Genomic DNA, 16,801 nt, shown 5'->3' on the forward strand with positions numbered 1-16,801 from the left:
GTGTGGCGGACCTAACCGGCAGGCCCCAGCTTGTAACCCAGGCCGCGCACGGTCTCGACAATATGGCTGCCCAGCTTGCGGCGCAAATGGTAGATATGAACATTGATGGCGTTACTTTCCAGGTCCTGGTCGTAACCGTAGACGCTGTCACAAAGTTGTTCTGCACTCAAAATCGAATTGGGTTTATTAAGCAGGGCGCGCAGCAAGGACAGCTCGCGGCGCGCCAGATTGACCGGTTTGCCATCCAAAGTGACCTGGCCGGTGGACGCACAGAAACTCAGCCGCCCATATTCAATGCAGTCCGTGTCATGCCCGGCTAGACGTCGGGTCAGCACATGCAGGCGCGCCAGCAGCTCGTCCAGGTCAAAGGGCTTGATGACGTAATCATCGCCCCCGCCCAATAGCCCCTCGACCCGGTGATGCAGGGCGTCGCGGGCCGTCAAAATCAGAATAGGCAGTTTGCGGCCTTGTTCACGCCAACGACGCAGCAGTGTCAGGCCGTCCTGATCGGGCAAGCCCAGATCCAGAATACAGACATCAAAGTGGGAAGACAGCAAGGCGGTATCAGCCAGGCTGGCCGTGCCGACGTGGTCCACCGTCAGCCCATGCAGTCGCAAGCCCGCCACAATTCCGCTGGCGACAAGCGCATCATCTTCAACAAGTAAAACGTGCATTCTCCCCCCTGTAGCGAATGCGGCTTGTGCAGGCAAAGCCTGATGTTTATTACGTTTCGGCGTTCATGTTAGCAGCCTTGAGGGCAGGGGCGAGAGGGAAAATTCTCTTAATTTGGCCTTAATCCTGATCCTCTACTGTGATGTAGATTGCATTGCATTTGTATCTCGGTACTTACTTTTTTAATAAAACCGGCTTGGGCAATGACGTTTCTTTAGGCTTAGCCGCATGACAGATATCGGGCATTTACTCACATGACTCCTATATTAGGAATATTACTGGCGACCAGTTTTGTCGCCTCTTTGGTGGCACTGGGCATTCTTGTCTGGGCCGTGGCAAACAAGCTGATCTTCGTTGGGAAGAACGAAGCTGAGACCATCTTCATGAAAGGTGAGCTTGGGCAGCCTGATGATAGTGCTTCCTTTGGGGGGGAGAACGAAGCACATACTCATCGTTTTGACGTTTTGCGTGCGGGCATTGACCGCAGTGGTCGGGGGCCGGTTCTGCTCCTGGTCACGGTCGGGATTACCTGGCTGCTGATTGGTTCGGTATTTGGCGTGATGGCCTCGCTGAAGCTGCACTGGCCGGATTGGCTGGCCGATGTGGCACAAGTGACCTTTGGTCGCGCACGTACCTTGCACCTGAACATCGTGGCCTATGGCTGGCTGTCAGTAACCGGGATCGGCGTGGCTTTATGGTTATTACCCCGTATTTTCCATACCCCGCTACGACGCCCGAATATGGTTTATGTGGGTGCGGCGCTGTGGACACTGGGCGTATTGGGCGGCACGATTGCCGTGGCTAGTGGCTGGTCCGATGGTATCGAGTGGCTGGAATTCCCCTGGCAGATCGATATTCTGCTGGCGGTAGGGGGCTTTTTCCTGGCCTGGCCTGCGATTGAAACCGCAGCCAACCGCAAGTCGCGCCATATCTATGTGTCGGGCTGGTACTTCCTGGCCGGGATGGTCTGGTTTCCCTTCCTGTTCCTGGTCTCCAACATCCCTGGCCTGCATATCGGTGCTCAACAAGCGACGGTGAACTGGTGGTTTGCCCACAACGTGCTGGGCCTGTGGCTGACACCGATGGGTGTGGGCGCTGCCTACTACATCATCCCCAAAATCATCGGCAAACCCGTGTATTCCTACAACGTGTCCTTGCTGGGTTTCTGGAGTCTGGCGCTGTTCTACAGCCAGGTCGGTATTCACCACTTGATGGGTGGTCCGGTGCCAACCTGGGCCGTCACCTTGTCTGTGGTGCACAGCATCATGATGTTTGTGCCGGTGATTGCCGTGGCGATTAACCAGCACGTGACGGTTGCGCAGAACTTGTGGGCCTTCAAGCAATCCATGGCCCTGCGTTTCGTCTGGATTGGCGCGCTAATGTATACCTTGTCGTCCTTCCAGGGTTCGCTGGAAGCGATCCGCTCGGTGAACTCGGTCACGCACTTTACGCATTACACCGTGGGTCACGCTCACCTGGGTGCGTATGGCTTTGTATCCATGGTGATGTTCGGCACGTTGTATTACATGATGCCGCACATTCTGGGACGCCGCTGGCCCTTCCCGGCCCTGATCAAGACCCACTTCTGGCTGGTGACTGCAGGCTTCACGATTTACGTGCTGGCCCTGAGCATTGCCGGTGTGGTGCAGGGCATGGGCTTGATGGACCCTGGTTCAAGTTTTGGTGAGATCACTCGCAAGATGGTTCCCTATCTGGAAGCCCGCTCCATTGGCGGCACCATGATGACCCTGGGCCATTTCATCTTTGCCGCTCACTTTGCCTTGCTTTTGCTGCGTAAAAATCCCGCAACGACAGCGACTCCAACACTTGCTCAGGCAGATGCGTCATGAATCGACTCTTACCATTACTAATCGGGGCTATCGGCGTACTGCTGCTGGCTACCTTGATGCTGGTGATTCTGCCAGCCTGGCAATTGCGCACGTCCGAGCCGCCGGAGCAATTGAAGCCCTATACCGCCCAGCAATTGCTGGGGCGTGACGAGTACGTGGCCAATGGCTGTTTGTACTGTCACAGCCAGCAGCCGCGTTCCACCGGTCAAACCCTGTTTGATACGGCACGTGGCTGGGGCCGTGCGTCCACACCGGGCGATTACTTTTACGACTCGCCCCACCTGCTGGGCACCATGCGTACCGGTCCCGACCTGTTCAACGTCGGTGCGCGTATGAAAAGCCGTGACTGGCATTTGACCCATCTGTATCAGCCCCGTGCGATTTTTGACTGGAGCCTGATGCCGTCCTACCCCTATATGTTCGAGCTGAAAGACCAAGTTGCCGAAGGCGATGTGGTGGTGCGTTTGCCGGAATCCTTGCAGCCTGCGGGCAAGCATGTGGTCGCCCGCAAGGAGGCCCTGGATTTGGTGGAGTACCTGCTGGCTTTGGACCGCACGTATGCGACCAGTGCTCAGGAGCTTGATAAACGTGACCGTGGTTACGACCGTCGCGCCGCAGAGGCCTCGACCGAGTCGGGCGCTAAATAGGACAAGTCATGACAATGGAAAAAGTTTCTAGTTCGCCCCAGGTCGAGAACATCGACCCCACCTTCGAGCCGTGGGAACCGCCGCGTCCCATCCCGATTTTTCTGCTCGCCGTTCTGGTGGCCTTGGCCCTGGCCGGTGTGGGCCTGTACCTGCACGATCTGGCGCCGCATGCGGCACCGGATGAGCCTACGGCTCCCATCATCCACTCCAATGCGGGTGGCACGCCTGTGGTGCCTGCCATTCCTGCCCTGAAAGATGCGCCGGTGCTGGTGCATTCCGGGCAGGGCAGTGTCTGGAGCTGTGCGTCCTGCCACGGCGAGGCCGGTGAAGGTGCGGGCATCACGCCACGCCTGGCCGGTATGCCCGAGGCGTATCTGCTCAAGCAGTTGGAAGACTTTGCTCAAGGTACGCGTTTGAACGAGTCCATGCAGTACGTGGCTCGCGGCCTGAAGCCGGACGATATGAAAGAGCTGGCTACCTACTACGCCAAGCTGCCTGCCCCTGCCATCAATGTGCCCAGTTCGGAAGCGAATCTGGCGCGTGGCGAGGCCCTGTTTCACAAAGGCGATTGGAAGCAGAACGTGCCTGCATGTATCAGTTGCCACGGCAGTCAGGGTGAGGGCGTTGGCACCTCCTTCCCACCCTTGGCCGCGCAACAGGCGGACTACCTGTTCAGTCAGTTGTCGGCCTGGAAAGGTGGGCATCGTCATAACTCGCCGCAAAGCCTGATGGATGACATCGCCTCGCGCTTGTCCTACGAGGACTTGTATGCGGTTTCCTATTACGCCGCCTCGCTGCCTGCTAATGGCAAGCAGGCGAAATAAGATCAAAACAGAGAGCTTCTTATGAAAGACACTCAAAACAATGGTCGCAGCAAGCCCGCCATGTCGGGCGGACGCAGACTGGCCTGGGGGGCCGGTATTGGTGTGCTGCTTTTTGCAATTGGCTATGGTCTGAATGCCAAGGGCTGGTTGTCGTTTTCGTTTGGGTCGCCCGATCAGGCGACGACTCAGATTGGCAATGCAGGCTATAGCCGCGAGGCGATGGAAGCGGACCGCAAAGTTCAGAGCAAGGACAAGCATGCGGTGACGGCGGGTATGCCGGTGGGGGCGGATGGTTACTACGTGCCGCCACCAGAAAGCAGCATTCCCGCTACGCCTTATGGCGAGGCGATTCGTCGTGGTCAGAAGATTTTTATGGAAACGTCGACCACGGTGTCTGATCACGTGGGCAATACTTTGGCGTGTGTGAACTGTCACTTGGACGGTGGTCGTCGTGAACACTCCGCCCCGATGTGGGGAGCGTATGTCAGCTATCCGGCTTATCGCGCCAAGACCAAGGCCATCAGCACGCTGGAAGATCGCATTATTGGCTGTTTTACGTTTTCCATGAATGCGCAGGCGTCGCCCTCGGGCATTGCGCCTCCGGCTGGCAGCGATGTGTATCGCGATTTGATGACGTATATGTACTGGATGTCCGATGGTGCGCCGACAGGGCAGAAGTTACCCGGTGCCGGTTTCCCCAAGGTCAAAAAGACCGAGCTGGGTTATGACGTAGCCCGTGGGAAAGAGGTCTACACCAATAACTGTGTGCTCTGTCATGCGGTGGATGGTCAGGGGCAGAAGGATGCTGAAAGCGGAGTTGTGTTCCCGCCTTTGTGGGGGGCTAACTCCTACAACTGGGGTGCAGGTATGGCGCGTATTGATACGGCGGCCGGTTTTATCAAGGCCAATATGCCTTTGGGTAAGCCGTTCTCTTTGTCTGATCAAGATGCGTGGGACGTAGCGGCGTATATCAATAGCCATGAGCGTCCCAAGGATGCGCGTCAGAAAGGCACTGTTGAGGAGGCTCGTGTCGAGTTCCACGATGGTGAGGAAAGCTATTACGGTAAAGATGTGAACGGTGTGATTGTGGGTGGGGGCGTGGAGAAGTAAGCCTTTGGCCTATCCGCTGTTTGTTTGAAGATGAAATCGCCTCAGTTTCTTTTGGGAACTGGGGCGGTTTTGTTTTGGTTCTCTTCTTCTTCGTTTTGCGCCGTTGCTGTGTACGGAGCAGAAGGTTTGCTGAGTATGGGGACAAGGAGCGGAGAGGCTGCATGTTTAGATAGTGCCTCGTGAAAACGCCGGTCTGGGCCGGGGGGCCGTCCTCTGGGCTTGGCTCCTTGCCGGTGCTGCGCACCGGTGCCCTGGTCAGGCTTGCTATTCGGGCGCGCCCTGAACTCGCACGATAGTTTGTCCCCCGGACAAACTATAAGCGTCGTGCTCAAACAGCAGGGCGCTTGCACCCCGAATAGCAAGCCCGCCTGCGGCAAGAAGCCTGAATCGCCCAGAGGACGGCCCCCCGGCCCAGACCGGCTCACAATGACTATAAATATGCGGCCTTCTTCCTTTTGTGGACTGGCTGTGTGTGGTTCTCTTATTTGCTGTAGTTGCGTAGGGGCGATTGAGGGGGCGAGGGTTGCTTGTTTATCCTCACTTTCAATAGTTGGCGGTGGGGGAGTGGCGGATAGAAAAATCGGTGCCAATTATTAACTGTCGGGTGCCAGGTGCTTTATGGGAGCATGAAGCTTGCTGAGGATACCCAGGCTTAACAAGCAGTCGTGTGTAATTTTGAGCTTGTGGTTTGTTTTTGAAGCTAAAGTCACAGCGCTTGTCATGATAATTGTTGTTCAGGTAGCCATAGATAGCGCGAGAGATCTGTGCCGGGATTGATGAAGATAGGCTTGTACGTGATCAGAGGGGGTGTCATTAATTCCGTGTTCAGGGCAAGTTGAATATCAGCCATCAGCACTCAGTAATCAACAATTAGCTGCGGCAGAAGGATTGTTTTTGCAAATAATCGCTGAGAGCTGTTTCGGTCCTGCTGGGGTGTCGGGGCGATTCAGAGTACTGGCCGCAGGCGAGGGCTCGATCGGGGGTGCAAGCATCCTGCTGTTTGAGCACGACGCTTATGGTTTGTCCGGGGGACAAACCATCGTGCGAGTTCAGGATGCGCCCCGATTGAGCCTTCGACAAGGGGACCGGTGCGTAGCGCCGGCCAGTGCTCAGCCCCGACACCCCAGCAGGACCGAAACAGCGTCTTCCCAGAGACTAATCCTGCAATCACAACCCGTAATCGAAAACAAAGCACACCTACAAAGCCACCAATCGCTTCAAATCCAGCAAGGTGAAATGCCCATGATCCAGCCACCCGCCGGTATCAATGAAAAACACATTCCCCAGTTGCCGCATTTGATGAGTCGTCTGATGCCCATGCACCAAGGCCCGAACCCCACCCACCATGCCATCGTAGCCAGTGACATATCGATCTCTGGACCACATACAGACATAGCGGTCATTCGCATCAAAACTCTCGGTATGGATGTGCTGCCAATCGTCGTAAGGAAAGTCGGCATGCACCACACCAACCATCCCTAAAGGCGTTTCAATTTCCATCGCCAAAGGCAGGGCCTGCAAACGTCGGGCGATAAGAGCTTGTTCGTCCTGCGGGCAGTCATCCAGCCACAGCCCACCGTGAACACGATGGTCTACCTCTTGAATCGGCTGCCCAATCGCCCGCCGCCAGGTTAGCTGCTCGTGATTGCCACAAATCGCATGAAACCAGGGCAGATCCAACCACTGCAACACATGGTGCGATTCCGGCCCACGATCCACCAGATCACCCACTGAAAAAAGCCTGTCCTTGGACGGATCAAAGCGAATCCGCTTCAAAGCCGCGTTCAATTTGGTGAAGCAACCGTGAATATCGCCCACGGCAATATCGCGCCCCAAGGTGTTCTGGCTGAAGTGTGCTACCTGCATGATGATGAAACCCAGACGAGGTGAAACGTGCCCATCACGGTACTCAGAGCAGCAGGTCGAGTCAAGAAAGACGCGGCCTGCCGCTGCACTCAGTCAGAGAAAGCCGTACTTGCCCGGCAAGACAGCCTCATGTCCAGCAACATGATTACCAATACAAATTCATGTTCAGCATCACTTCTCGCTCCATGCCACGGAACTGACCGGTGTAATACTTCTTGTTGAATACATTGTTGACGTTCAAGGCCACCCGGTAGCGGGAGGTCTCATAGGCAATTGCCATGTCTGCCAGTGTGAATGACGGGTTGTAGTTCAGGCTGCCATCAGGTCTTACATCATTAGGCGATTTGCCCCGGTAACGAACACCCGCCCCCAACATCAAGCCCTGAATCTGTTGTGGACGATAGTCCAGCCACAGACTGGCCGTCTGACGGGCTGTTTGTAGTGTTTGCCGATCAATCTCCGCCGGACGTTCGCTTTGTGTGGTCCGTGGGTCCAGATAGGTATAGCCTGCCATCACATTCAATTGGGAGGTAATGGGCAGCTTGGCTTCCAGCTCAATCCCGGTAGAGCGCACTTCGCCTGTCTGCACGCTGAAACGGGGAAAGTTGGGGTCGGGCGTTGTGACATTGGTCTGGCGCAAATCAAACACGGCGGCCGTAATCAGGGCGTCGGTGCCTGGTGGCTGATACTTCACCCCGGCTTCGTATTGCTTGCCTTCGCGTGGTTTGAACGCCGTGCCATCGGCGGCTCGGCCTGTCGTCGGATCAAAGGCCGTGGAGTAGCTGATGTAAGGGGCCACGCCATTGTCAAACAGATACAGTAAACCGGCACTACCAGTGGTGGCACGATCAGTCATGCGGGGTTGGGTCGCACTGCTCTGTACGGTTCGAGCGGTATCGTGACGCAAGCTGACATTAGCAACCCACTTATCCCATTTGAGCTGGTTCAGCATATAGATACCTGTCTGCTTCAGATCGCGCTCGGAGTAGTCCAGTTCGGGAGGGGCAATGGAAAGCCCGTAAACCGGGTCCAGCATATCCAGATCGGGCACGTTCCAACCAAAGCCCAAACCGTCGTTTTCTTTGTAGCGCAGATAGTCCACCCCGAATTCCAAGGTGTGTTCGATGGGGCCCCAGTTGAAATCTTTGCCAGCACGGCTGTCTACCGTGAAGGTTCGACCTTTGGTTTCTTGAGCCAGACTGGCCCGCGAGACGCTGCGCTGGTCGGCCAGAACTGCCATGGCGTAGATGTGCCGGTAATCAATTTCTATTTCTGAATAGCGCAGGTTTTGACGCAAACGCCAGCCGTTTTCAGTGTCATGTTCCAAGGCGTAGCCGATGGCTTTGGTATCGCGATTGAAGTAGTCAAAGGCGGGGTCCCCGGCTGTGCGCTTGAGCGGCAAGTCGGTGACTTCGGGGTAATAAAACAGATTGGGCCACCAGGATTTTGGGGTGCCGCGTTCGCGCGAGTAAGAGCCCAACAGCGTCAGGCTAGTGCGATCAGACAGCTTCCAAAGCAGGGAAGGGGAAACAGAGACGCGATCGTCGCGCGAGTCTATGGTGCGTCCATGGCTTTTACGGCCAGAAAAATTCAGGCGATACAGCAAGGATTGATCGTCGTTCAAAGCGCCGCCGATATCAGCCGTTAATTGACGGCGCTGGTAGCTGCCATAGCCCAGGCCCAGACTATTGACGTGGTCGGCGGTGGGGCGTTTTGACACTACATTGACCACTCCGCCGGGGCGGCCCTGGCCATAGAGGACCGAGGCGGGGCCTTTCAGTACTTCGATGCTGTCCAGGCTGTCCATATCGTCGTTCCAGGAACCGTAGGTTCCGGCCGAGAGCTGCTTCAAGCCGTCTTTGTAATAGGCGCTGCCGTCACTGAAACCACGGATGACCGCACCGCTCATGCGCAGATCGCCCGAGCCGGAAACATCGGTTTGTACACCGGGGGTATAGGCCAGGGCACGCTCAATACTTTGCGGAGCCAGAACTTTGAGCTGCTTTTGCGTAACGATGGAGATTGAGCGAGGGGTTTCGATCAAGGGGGTGTCCAGCTTGCCACTGCGGCTGTTCAGGGCGGTGTAGCTGTCCGAGGTGTCTGTCGGGGCGCGTCGGATGGTGACGGGGGTAAGTTGAGTGACGCCCGCCGACAAGGTAATGGTATTGCCATCCCTGGCATAGTTGATGCCGCTGCCGTCCAGCAGTTTACGCAGCGCCTGCTCGGGAGATAGACGGCCTGAGACTGCTGGAGCCTGGCGGCCAGCAACCACATCCTGAGAGAAAAATATCTGCAGAGAGGTTTGTTCGCCCAATTGCAGCAAAGCATCGCCCAAGGGCTGGGCCTGGATTTGAATAGAAGTGGTTTGTTGGGCCAATGCAGCCGAAGGAGCCAGGCTGAAAGCTAGACTCAAGCTGAAGGTCAGGGCACTCAGGTTCACCCGCAAAAGGGGCAAGCTGCGGCGACGTTGGGTAAAAGGGCTCACGATCCTGCGTTTTCCAATGAAAATATGTCTCGCGCGATGGGCGCGCCAAGCCTTTGGCCAAAGGGACTCAAGAGGCTGACGCGTAGTGCGTAGCCCCCTTCACCTACCTAGACGCGCAAGGTGGCAGATCACCGGAATGAGAATCATGATTATTTTGTAACAGGCACAAAGGCCGTGTTTTAGCGCGCAACGATGTGCAGCACCCCGGCCGCATCGGCTTGAATGCGGATCGGAGCAATAGCGGGCAGAGCCTTGATGACGGTCTCGGGCTGATCAATGTCGAAGATCCCGGAAATACGGTGCTGGCGCAGCGTTGGGGCGTCCAGACTTAAGGTCTGCGGCAGATAGCGGGCCATTTCCAGCACGACCGTCTCCAGAGGCGTATTTCTGAAAATAATCTTGCCGCGTTGCCAGGCCGTCAGGCTTTCTACATCGGCGCTTTGCACGGGGCTGGGTTCGGTGCCCTGACGCAACAGAACTTGTTGTTGAGCACCTAACAGGCGTTCTTGTCGACGCCACCACGGCCCGGACTGCACTTTTACCGAGCCGGATTGAACGCTGACCAGAACGCTGTCTGCTTCGCGTCGCACGTTAAAACGGGTGCCTGTAACGGTAATGGTCCCCAAATCGGTATGCACGATAAAGGGGAGGGTTTGGAAGTGCTCGACGGAAAAAAAGACTTCACCTTGAATCAGTTCAACTTCTCGTCGGTCTACAGACAGGCGGGCTTGGGCGATGGTGTCGGTATTCAGGTCCACGATGGAGCCATCCGGCAACTTGATTTGTTTACGCTCGCCTTTGGCGGTGACGAGCTGCACGGTTTCGTGAGCGGAGTCCATCCATCCAGACTGATACAAGATTCCGGCGGTCAGGGCCAGGACGCCCAACGTGCCCAGAACCAAAGTCAGGTAACGGCGTTTTGCGGATGGAATGCTCACTGGGGAAGTGTGTAGCAGGCTACGCAGACGCTCATCCGGTACGGCTTGGGTGGCGCGCCAAAGATACTCGACTTCCCGGTAGCGGCGCTCGTTTTCAGGGTCAGCGTCTCGCCAGGCTTGGAAGGCCTGATGATCCTGCTCGCTGGCTTGCCCCGATTGCATACGGGCGAACCAGTGAGCGGCATCGCTAGGGTGATCCAGATCGTCGGAGGAAGGAGGGCAGGTCATTGCGCGGGCTTTGAGTACGGCATGGCGTCAGTCAGGTACGTAATGGTGCAGTCGTTCGTGGATGTGACGCAAGGCGCGAGTCATATATTTTTCCACCATGCTGCGGGAAAGAGCCATGTCTTGGGCAATTTCGGTATGTGTCCACCCTTCCAGACGGTGCTTGATGTAAACCTCTCGGCATTTCGGCGGCAGGTCGGCCAAGGCAGTGACGAGTGCATCGGCCAGTTGTTCAAATTGCGCGTCGCTGTCGGCACCGGCCAGACGAGGGTGGTCGGTATCGCTTAGCTCGTCCAGGGGCAGCACCGTTAAAACGGTTTGATGCCGATGGCGGCTGACCAGACGATTGCTGGTGCCTCTGGCCAGATAGGCCCGTGGGTTGTCGATGATGCCAGTGTTGTTTTCCAGCATGCCGACTACGGTGTCATGCATGGCATCTTCTGCGTCTTCCCGGCTTTCGGCTTTACGTCGCCATACGCCAAACAGCTCGCTGTACGAGGCGAGCCAGGCTTTTCTGGGACGGGAAGGGTGAGACATGGGGCGGGCAGGCGAAGCAGGCTGAAAAATAATACAGCATAATAACAATAATTCTCATTAAGTTTTGCGTTGATGGGTTTACGCCTCAAAATTACGCAGACCGGAGTGGTCCTGGGGTCAAGCTGCCCCTACCGAGCAGCTTGGTCTAAAATCCCCCGATCTTTATATCTTTTCTATCTGAATCCTGAGGTTTTCATGTCTCACACCAGCACTCCCGTTGATCCGGACGGCCTGCTTGAATACTCGGTGGTTTACACCGACCGCGCCTTGAACCATATGTCCAAGACCTTCCAGGAGGTGATGCGCGAAATCTCCCGTACCTTGAAGCAGGTGTATCAGGCACACTCGGCGATTGTGGTGCCCGGTAGCGGTTCGTTTGGGATGGAAGCAGTGGCCCGTCAGTTTGCAACGGACCGCAAGTGCATGGTGATTCGCAATGGCTGGTTCAGCTACCGCTGGTCCCAGATTTTTGACATGGGCTCCATCCCCGCCAGTACCACGGTGCTGAAGGCTCGCCCGATCGAAGAGGGCAAGCAGGCGGCGTATGCTCCCGCTCCTATCGACGAAGTGGTCGCTGCCATTCAGGCTGAAAAACCCGCCTTGGTGTTTGCTCCGCACGTGGAAACCGCGTCCGGCATCATGTTGCCCGATGACTATATGCGTCAGGTAGCAGATGCAGTGCACGCGGTGGGCGGTCTGTTTGTGCTCGATTGCATTGCCTCGGGCACGGTGTGGGTGGACATGAAGAGTGTGGGCGTGGATGTGCTGATCAGCGCCCCGCAAAAGGGTTGGACGGGTTCGGCGTGTTGCGGTCTGGTGATGTTGAGCGAGCGTGCTCGCCAGCACATTGAAACCACGACCAGCACCAGCTTTGCTTGCGATCTGCGCAAGTGGCTGCAGATTATGGAAACCTACGAGAATGGTGCACATGCTTACCACGCGACATTGCCTACGGATTCCTTGAAGGTGCTGCAGGAAGCAATGGCAGAGACGGAAGCCTTGGGCTTTGACTGGATTCGCAATCGTCAACTCGAATTGGGCCGCAAGGTGCGTGCCTTGTTAAGCGAGCACGGTTTCCGCAGCGTGGCGGCGCCAGGTTTTGAAGCACCAGGTGTGGTGGTTTGTTACACAACGGATGACGGCATCCATTCGGCAGCGAAGTTTGCCAAAGCAGGCTTGCAAGCTGCGTCCGGCGTGCCTTTGCAGTGTGATGAACCGGCAGATTTCAAGACCTTCCGAATTGGTTTGTTTGGCTTGGACAAGCTGAATAATCTGGAACGCTCGGTGGAGCGTTTGGCCAATGCCTTGAATGCGATTGAACAGCAGTAAAGTGTTTTAGTGCTTGTTGCGAAATGAGAAGGGAGCCCGGAGTGGCTCCCTTTTTTGTGTTGCAGTCACTTGTCTCTCTATGCCATTAAACGCGTTGCTAAACCCTTGCTTGTTGTAATCCGAGCCTTACTTTGAGCAAGGGCAGGAACAATGAAGAAGTTTGTAGCGACGCTAGTGGTAATGAGTTTGTTGGCTGGCTGTGCAGGGCGCTCGGCTAATCCGGTGCCGATTCAGCAATATGGCGATGACTCCAAGTCGTGTGCAGCCCTGGAGCATGATCTGCGTTTTGTTGAGGGCGAGATTCGGCGTTTGATTCCCGATACGCACAAGGCGGGCAAGAATGTGGCTTTGGGCGTGACCGGAATCTTCTTTTTGGTGCCCTTGTTTTTTATGGATTTGAGTCAGGCCGAGCAGGTGGAGGTGAACGCCTTGCGTCAGCGGCATAATCATTTGTTGGTGCTGGCCAAGGACAGGGGATGTGAGATCAAGGAGCAAGCTATCGAGCCTTTTGAAAAGAGCTCGCCCCCTGCCGCTGAGTTTGTTGCACCGTGATCGTGTTGGCCTGAGGCTATTTGCCGACTGTCGAAAAAGCTTAAGGCTGTTTAGGCGCCTGGTTGAGTTCACCCATTGCAAAGGCCAAATTAACCGAGCCGACCAAGCCTGCTGTATGGGCCATGGTTTGCGCTTCTTGCGCTCCCAATAAACCGCTGTGGGCTTCGGTCAGCAAGGTCATGCCCGTCAGGCCTTCTTTATAAGATTCCAGCGCGCCTTGATAGGTAATCTGGGCGGCTTCGACCAGGCTGCTGGCAGCGTGGTGGGATTCCAGCGCCGCCCGCAGTGCGTCGGCAGCGATGATCATTTGCTTGTAGGCGTCTTGCTCGGTTTTAGCGACGCGTTCGCGGGCCGTGTCGGCACGCAATTGGGCTTCTCGCACTTGCTTGTTGCGCAGTCCGGCATCGTAGAGCGGGATGCTCAAGGCCAGTACGGCTCCTCGGGAAGAGGATTGTGGGCTGATTTCTGGCATGCTCCCCACGCTGAGTGATCCCAGTCGTTTAGACATGAAACCCATTAGCGCCAGTTTGGGCATGAAGCTGGCTTCGGCTGAGTCGATTCCGGCCAGGCTGGCCTGATGGGCTGCTTGCAGAGCTTGTACGTCGGCTCGTTGGGCGATGGCTTTTTTCAGCGTGTCATTGCCGGGGATATTCAGGTCTTCGGGCAGGGGGCGGTTGGCACTATCCGCAACTTTTAGTTGGGTGTCCGGCGACAGGCCGATGGCTCCCAGCAAGGTTTGATAGGATTGACGCGCCAAGGTGCGGGCGTTGACGTGATGCAGGCGGGCCTGGGCTTTCAGTTGCCGTGCCTGGGCCACCTCAATATTCGTACCTAATCCGTTGCGTTGGCGCTCCAGGGCGATGTCTTCAATCAAGGTGGCGTTTTTCAGGCCCTGAGCCGAGATTTTTTCTCGCTGGCTGGCCGAGTTGTAGTTGAAGTAGCTGATGGACACTTCGGCAATGACGGCTTGATGCACACCACTGAAAGTAATGCGGCTGGCCATGGCCAGCTTGTCGGCCGCTTCTTGCAAGGCAGCCCGTTTACCAAAGTCGAACAGCAGCCATTTCAGGGTCAGGGAGGGGACGGCTCCGCTTAAGTGGGTGTCGTAGTCCACATCGACGTCTCTGCCCAGAATATGCACGCTATCGTCCCGGTCGCTGCGCATATAACCGCCTACCACGCTGGCGGAGATCAAGGGCAGGTAGGCGCTTTGTACCATTCCGGCAGCTTCAGCAGCCTGTTGCGCTTCACCCCAGGCGATGCGGGTGCTGGGGTTCAGGCGTTGCGCCAGGTCGATCAGCTCTGGCAGGCTGTATTCGTGATTGGCCTGAACACTGGGGGCGGGCTGGGTTTGGTCTGGGCCTTGGTAGTCTGCCAGCGTCAAGCGAGGAGGTTCGGGGGTATCTTGCTCGGGCATGGCGTGGGTCACAGCTTGGTGACCGGGAGTGGCGCACGCAGCCAGAGCAAGGGCGGCCGTCACGGCCAGGGTGAGACGCAAAGCAGGCAAACAAGACATAGACATAAATTCAGGACGCGGCAGGATGAGTCAGCAGCGTAGCAGCATACTGCTGTCCGCCTTCCAGGACGAGCTGTACGGCCATGCAGACCAATAAAAATCCCATGATGCGGGAGATCGCATCGACTCCGTTATGGCCGATCACGCGCACGATGCTGAGCGATGAGCGCAGGCAGATAAAGAAAATCAAACCGATCAGAATGGCCAGAATGACGGGGGTCGCCATCAGCACCCATTCGGCATAGTGCCCACGCATGGTGGTCATTTTGGACGAGGCGCTGATCACCAGAGCCATGGTGCCGGGGCCTACGGTGGAGGGCAGGGTCAGCGGTACAAAGGCGATGTTGTTATGGGCGGCTGTGTTTTGATTCGCCGCTTTGGAGACGACTTCGCTGACATCAGGCGGGAACAGCATGCGAAAGCCGATGTAGGCCACGATCAGCCCGCCAGCAATACGCATGTCCACCATGGAAATGCCCAGTGCCGAGGTAATCCACAAGCCTGCGTAGTAGGTGATCAGCAAGGCGGCGATCACATACAAGGTAGCTTGACGCAGTTGCTGCTTTTTCTCCTGAGCGCTCAGGGACTCGCCCAAAGACAGATACATCACCATCGAGGTCAGTGGGTTAGCCAGGGGCAGCAAAAATGCCAGCCCCAGGCCGACTAACTTGAATAACTGCATCAATTCGTTGGGCATGGGCACTCCTTGATGATGAGGTTTTAAGCGGGCAGGGCGTTCTTGTAGATTTTGCCGTCTTTAATGATCAAGAGCAGGTTCTGGGCAGGCTGTTCCAGAAAGTCCAGGCTTTGTTCTGGCTCGCCATCTACCAGCAACAGGTCGGCCAGGGCGCCTGGACGAATCACGCCCAGTTCGCCTTCATAAGGCTGGCGCATGCCAGACAGTTGCAGCAGTCGACCATTGTCGCCCGTTGCCATTTTCAGCACTTTGAGCGGATCGTAAAAACGCGTCAGTTTGGACAGCATGCGGCCGTGGTGTTGCAGGTGCGCGGGGGTAAACAGAATGTCTGTGCCCCAGGCGGTCTGGATTTGATATTTCTCTGCCAGCTCGTAGGCGCGCACCGTTCCGATAGCCACTTGTTGCTGCTTGGCTTTGCTGCGTGGGTCGTGCTGGACGTTGGCGTCTTCATCGGCCAGAAAGGGCTGCAAGCTCCACCACACGCCTTCGCCTGCCATCATGCGGGCGGTTTCTTCGTCGGCAAGCTGCCCGTGCTCGATGGATTTCACGCCTGCCTTGATGGCACGCTGAATGCCACGGGCGCAGTAAACGTGCACCATCACGTAAGTGCCCCAGTCGCTGGCGGCACCGACGGCGGCGCGCAGTTCAGCATCGCTAAATTGCAGTCCTTCCAGCGGGTCGTACAAGGACGTGACACCGCCCCCGGCCATTAGCTTGATCTGGCTGGCGCCTAGCATCAGTTGCTCACGAACACGGCGCAGCACTTGGTCGGCGCCATCGGCAATGCAGGTGACGCCTGCCCGTTCGGTGTGGCTGAGTTCGCCCTCGGTACGCGGGACTTCGTAGCGCATCCGAAAGTCTGCATGGCCGCCGGTTTGCGCAATCATGGCTCCGCTGGGGTAGATGCGTGGGCCGTGCAGCAGGCCCATATCAATACCCCGTTTTAAAGAGAAGCTGGGGCCTCCGGCATCACGCACCGTTGTAAAGCCGCGCAGCAAGGTGCGCTCGGCTTCTTTGCTGGCAATTAAATGCAGATCGGCGGGGTCGGCCATCATGGCGGTCATCTGATCCACAGCACACAGCAGGCTATGCCAATGGGCGTCGATCAAGCCGGGCATCAGGACTTTGTTTTGGCAGTCCATCACGGTGGCGTCGGCCGGAATCTCGGCAACCGGCATCACGGCGGTGATGCGACCTTGATCAATTTGGACAGCCAGGCCTTTTTTCAGCTCGGTGGTTTCGCCATCAAACAGGCGCAGATTGCTCAGAATCAGTTTGGGTGCTAATGCCAGCGGTTTTTGATCCAGAGCATTGTCGGACTGAAAGGCGGCCCCGGCTGGCGCGGTAGTGGAGGCCAGGCTGGCCGCGGCGCTTAGGCGTTTGTGGATATAGGGAATAGAAGGATGGGCACAGACGCAGGCGGGGAGACCGTGGCGGTAGGCTTGGCGTTGCTGGCGCAGGGCAGGGGACTGGCCCAGGTAAGAATGTGTCTGCATGACGTCCTTAAAAAGTCTGGGTCAAAAAAAGGGGGATTCAGGCGACTGCCCGGCACG

At 56.8% G+C, this 16,801-nt stretch carries 14 protein-coding genes; 6 read left to right on the top strand and 8 right to left on the bottom strand.

Features of this window, described 5'->3' with window-relative positions; translation table 11 throughout:
- Window positions 1-11 precede the first annotated feature (11 nt).
- Entirely contained in the window at window positions 12-674 is a 663-nt protein-coding gene (locus tag OSH09_RS00860) for a response regulator (RefSeq protein ID WP_207873858.1), read from the bottom strand.
- Between the two features lie 252 nt (window positions 675-926).
- Here OSH09_RS00860 and OSH09_RS00865 point away from each other — a divergent pair, with 252 nt between their 5' ends.
- The 4 genes from OSH09_RS00865 to OSH09_RS00880 are packed head-to-tail and all read left to right on the top strand — an operon-like array spanning window position 927 to window position 5,103.
- A complete protein-coding gene (locus tag OSH09_RS00865) occupies window positions 927-2,522 on the top strand; it encodes a cbb3-type cytochrome c oxidase subunit I (protein WP_266119839.1) in 1,596 nt (531 codons plus the stop codon).
- Window positions 2,519-3,169: a cbb3-type cytochrome c oxidase subunit II gene (locus OSH09_RS00870; RefSeq protein ID WP_207873861.1), complete on the top strand. Its 651-nt coding sequence runs from the start codon at window positions 2,519-2,521 to the stop codon at window positions 3,167-3,169. The genes OSH09_RS00865 and OSH09_RS00870 overlap by 4 nt, the downstream gene beginning before the upstream one ends.
- 14 nt (window positions 3,170-3,183) lie before the next feature.
- Window positions 3,184-3,993 (top strand): c-type cytochrome, encoded by an 810-nt coding sequence (locus OSH09_RS00875; protein WP_243430242.1) that lies wholly within the window; start codon window positions 3,184-3,186, stop codon window positions 3,991-3,993.
- 21 nt (window positions 3,994-4,014) lie between these two features.
- The gene (locus OSH09_RS00880; RefSeq protein WP_207873863.1) at window positions 4,015-5,103 is read left to right on the top strand and encodes a c-type cytochrome; all 1,089 of its coding nucleotides are present in this window, start codon (window positions 4,015-4,017) and stop codon (window positions 5,101-5,103) included.
- Window positions 5,104-6,300: 1,197 nt separating this feature from the next.
- Here OSH09_RS00880 and OSH09_RS00885 read toward each other — a convergent pair.
- From OSH09_RS00885 to OSH09_RS00900, 4 genes are all read right to left on the bottom strand, one after another.
- Window positions 6,301-6,969, bottom strand: coding sequence for a metallophosphoesterase (locus OSH09_RS00885; RefSeq protein ID WP_266119840.1), 669 nt, complete (start codon window positions 6,967-6,969; stop codon window positions 6,301-6,303).
- 145 nt (window positions 6,970-7,114) lie between these two features.
- Complete coding sequence (locus OSH09_RS00890) at window positions 7,115-9,454, bottom strand: TonB-dependent siderophore receptor (protein ID WP_266119841.1); 2,340 nt, start codon at window positions 9,452-9,454, stop codon at window positions 7,115-7,117.
- Window positions 9,455-9,633: 179 nt separating this feature from the next.
- Entirely contained in the window at window positions 9,634-10,620 is a 987-nt protein-coding gene (locus OSH09_RS00895) for a FecR family protein (protein ID WP_266119842.1), read from the bottom strand.
- A gap of 27 nt (window positions 10,621-10,647) precedes the next feature.
- Entirely contained in the window at window positions 10,648-11,154 is a 507-nt protein-coding gene (locus OSH09_RS00900) for an RNA polymerase sigma factor (protein ID WP_207873866.1), read from the bottom strand.
- A gap of 195 nt (window positions 11,155-11,349) precedes the next feature.
- Between OSH09_RS00900 and OSH09_RS00905 the strand changes: the two genes are divergently transcribed.
- A complete protein-coding gene (locus OSH09_RS00905) occupies window positions 11,350-12,483 on the top strand; it encodes an aminotransferase class V-fold PLP-dependent enzyme (protein WP_207873867.1) in 1,134 nt (377 codons plus the stop codon).
- 150 nt (window positions 12,484-12,633) lie between these two features.
- On the top strand, window positions 12,634-13,035 hold the full coding sequence (locus OSH09_RS00910; protein WP_207873868.1) for a putative periplasmic lipoprotein: 402 nt from the start codon (window positions 12,634-12,636) through the stop codon (window positions 13,033-13,035).
- 40 nt (window positions 13,036-13,075) lie between these two features.
- On the opposite strand, the gene OSH09_RS00915 is transcribed toward OSH09_RS00910, so the two are convergent.
- The 3 genes from OSH09_RS00915 to OSH09_RS00925 are packed head-to-tail and all read right to left on the bottom strand — an operon-like array spanning window position 13,076 to window position 16,744.
- A complete protein-coding gene (locus OSH09_RS00915) occupies window positions 13,076-14,557 on the bottom strand; it encodes a TolC family protein (RefSeq protein ID WP_266119843.1) in 1,482 nt (493 codons plus the stop codon).
- 4 nt (window positions 14,558-14,561) lie between these two features.
- Complete coding sequence (locus OSH09_RS00920; RefSeq protein ID WP_266119844.1) at window positions 14,562-15,248, bottom strand: MarC family NAAT transporter; 687 nt, start codon at window positions 15,246-15,248, stop codon at window positions 14,562-14,564.
- A 23-nt stretch (window positions 15,249-15,271) separates the two neighbouring features.
- Entirely contained in the window at window positions 15,272-16,744 is a 1,473-nt protein-coding gene (locus OSH09_RS00925) for a metal-dependent hydrolase family protein (RefSeq protein ID WP_266119845.1), read from the bottom strand.
- Window positions 16,745-16,801: the final 57 nt, after the last annotated feature.

Source organism: Alcaligenes parafaecalis, assembly GCF_026344135.1.
GTDB classification, from domain to species: domain Bacteria; phylum Pseudomonadota; class Gammaproteobacteria; order Burkholderiales; family Burkholderiaceae_B; genus Alcaligenes; species Alcaligenes parafaecalis.

Bases quoted from the DNA above. Each gene is read 5' to 3' on its own strand.
- OSH09_RS00900 (WP_207873866.1), bottom strand. From the start codon at position 11,154: ATGTCTCACCCTTCCCGTCCCAGAAAAGCCTGGCTCGCCTCGTACAGC.
- OSH09_RS00865 (WP_266119839.1), top strand. From the start codon at position 927: ATGACTCCTATATTAGGAATATTACTGGCGACCAGTTTTGTCGCCTCT.
- OSH09_RS00905 (WP_207873867.1), top strand. From the start codon at position 11,350: ATGTCTCACACCAGCACTCCCGTTGATCCGGACGGCCTGCTTGAATAC.
- OSH09_RS00885 (WP_266119840.1), bottom strand. From the start codon at position 6,969: ATGCAGGTAGCACACTTCAGCCAGAACACCTTGGGGCGCGATATTGCC.
- OSH09_RS00925 (WP_266119845.1), bottom strand. From the start codon at position 16,744: ATGCAGACACATTCTTACCTGGGCCAGTCCCCTGCCCTGCGCCAGCAA.
- OSH09_RS00870 (WP_207873861.1), top strand. From the start codon at position 2,519: ATGAATCGACTCTTACCATTACTAATCGGGGCTATCGGCGTACTGCTG.
- OSH09_RS00875 (WP_243430242.1), top strand. From the start codon at position 3,184: ATGGAAAAAGTTTCTAGTTCGCCCCAGGTCGAGAACATCGACCCCACC.
- OSH09_RS00920 (WP_266119844.1), bottom strand. From the start codon at position 15,248: ATGCCCAACGAATTGATGCAGTTATTCAAGTTAGTCGGCCTGGGGCTG.
- OSH09_RS00915 (WP_266119843.1), bottom strand. From the start codon at position 14,557: ATGTCTATGTCTTGTTTGCCTGCTTTGCGTCTCACCCTGGCCGTGACG.
- OSH09_RS00880 (WP_207873863.1), top strand. From the start codon at position 4,015: ATGAAAGACACTCAAAACAATGGTCGCAGCAAGCCCGCCATGTCGGGC.
- OSH09_RS00860 (WP_207873858.1), bottom strand. From the start codon at position 674: ATGCACGTTTTACTTGTTGAAGATGATGCGCTTGTCGCCAGCGGAATT.
- OSH09_RS00895 (WP_266119842.1), bottom strand. From the start codon at position 10,620: ATGACCTGCCCTCCTTCCTCCGACGATCTGGATCACCCTAGCGATGCC.
- OSH09_RS00910 (WP_207873868.1), top strand. From the start codon at position 12,634: ATGAAGAAGTTTGTAGCGACGCTAGTGGTAATGAGTTTGTTGGCTGGC.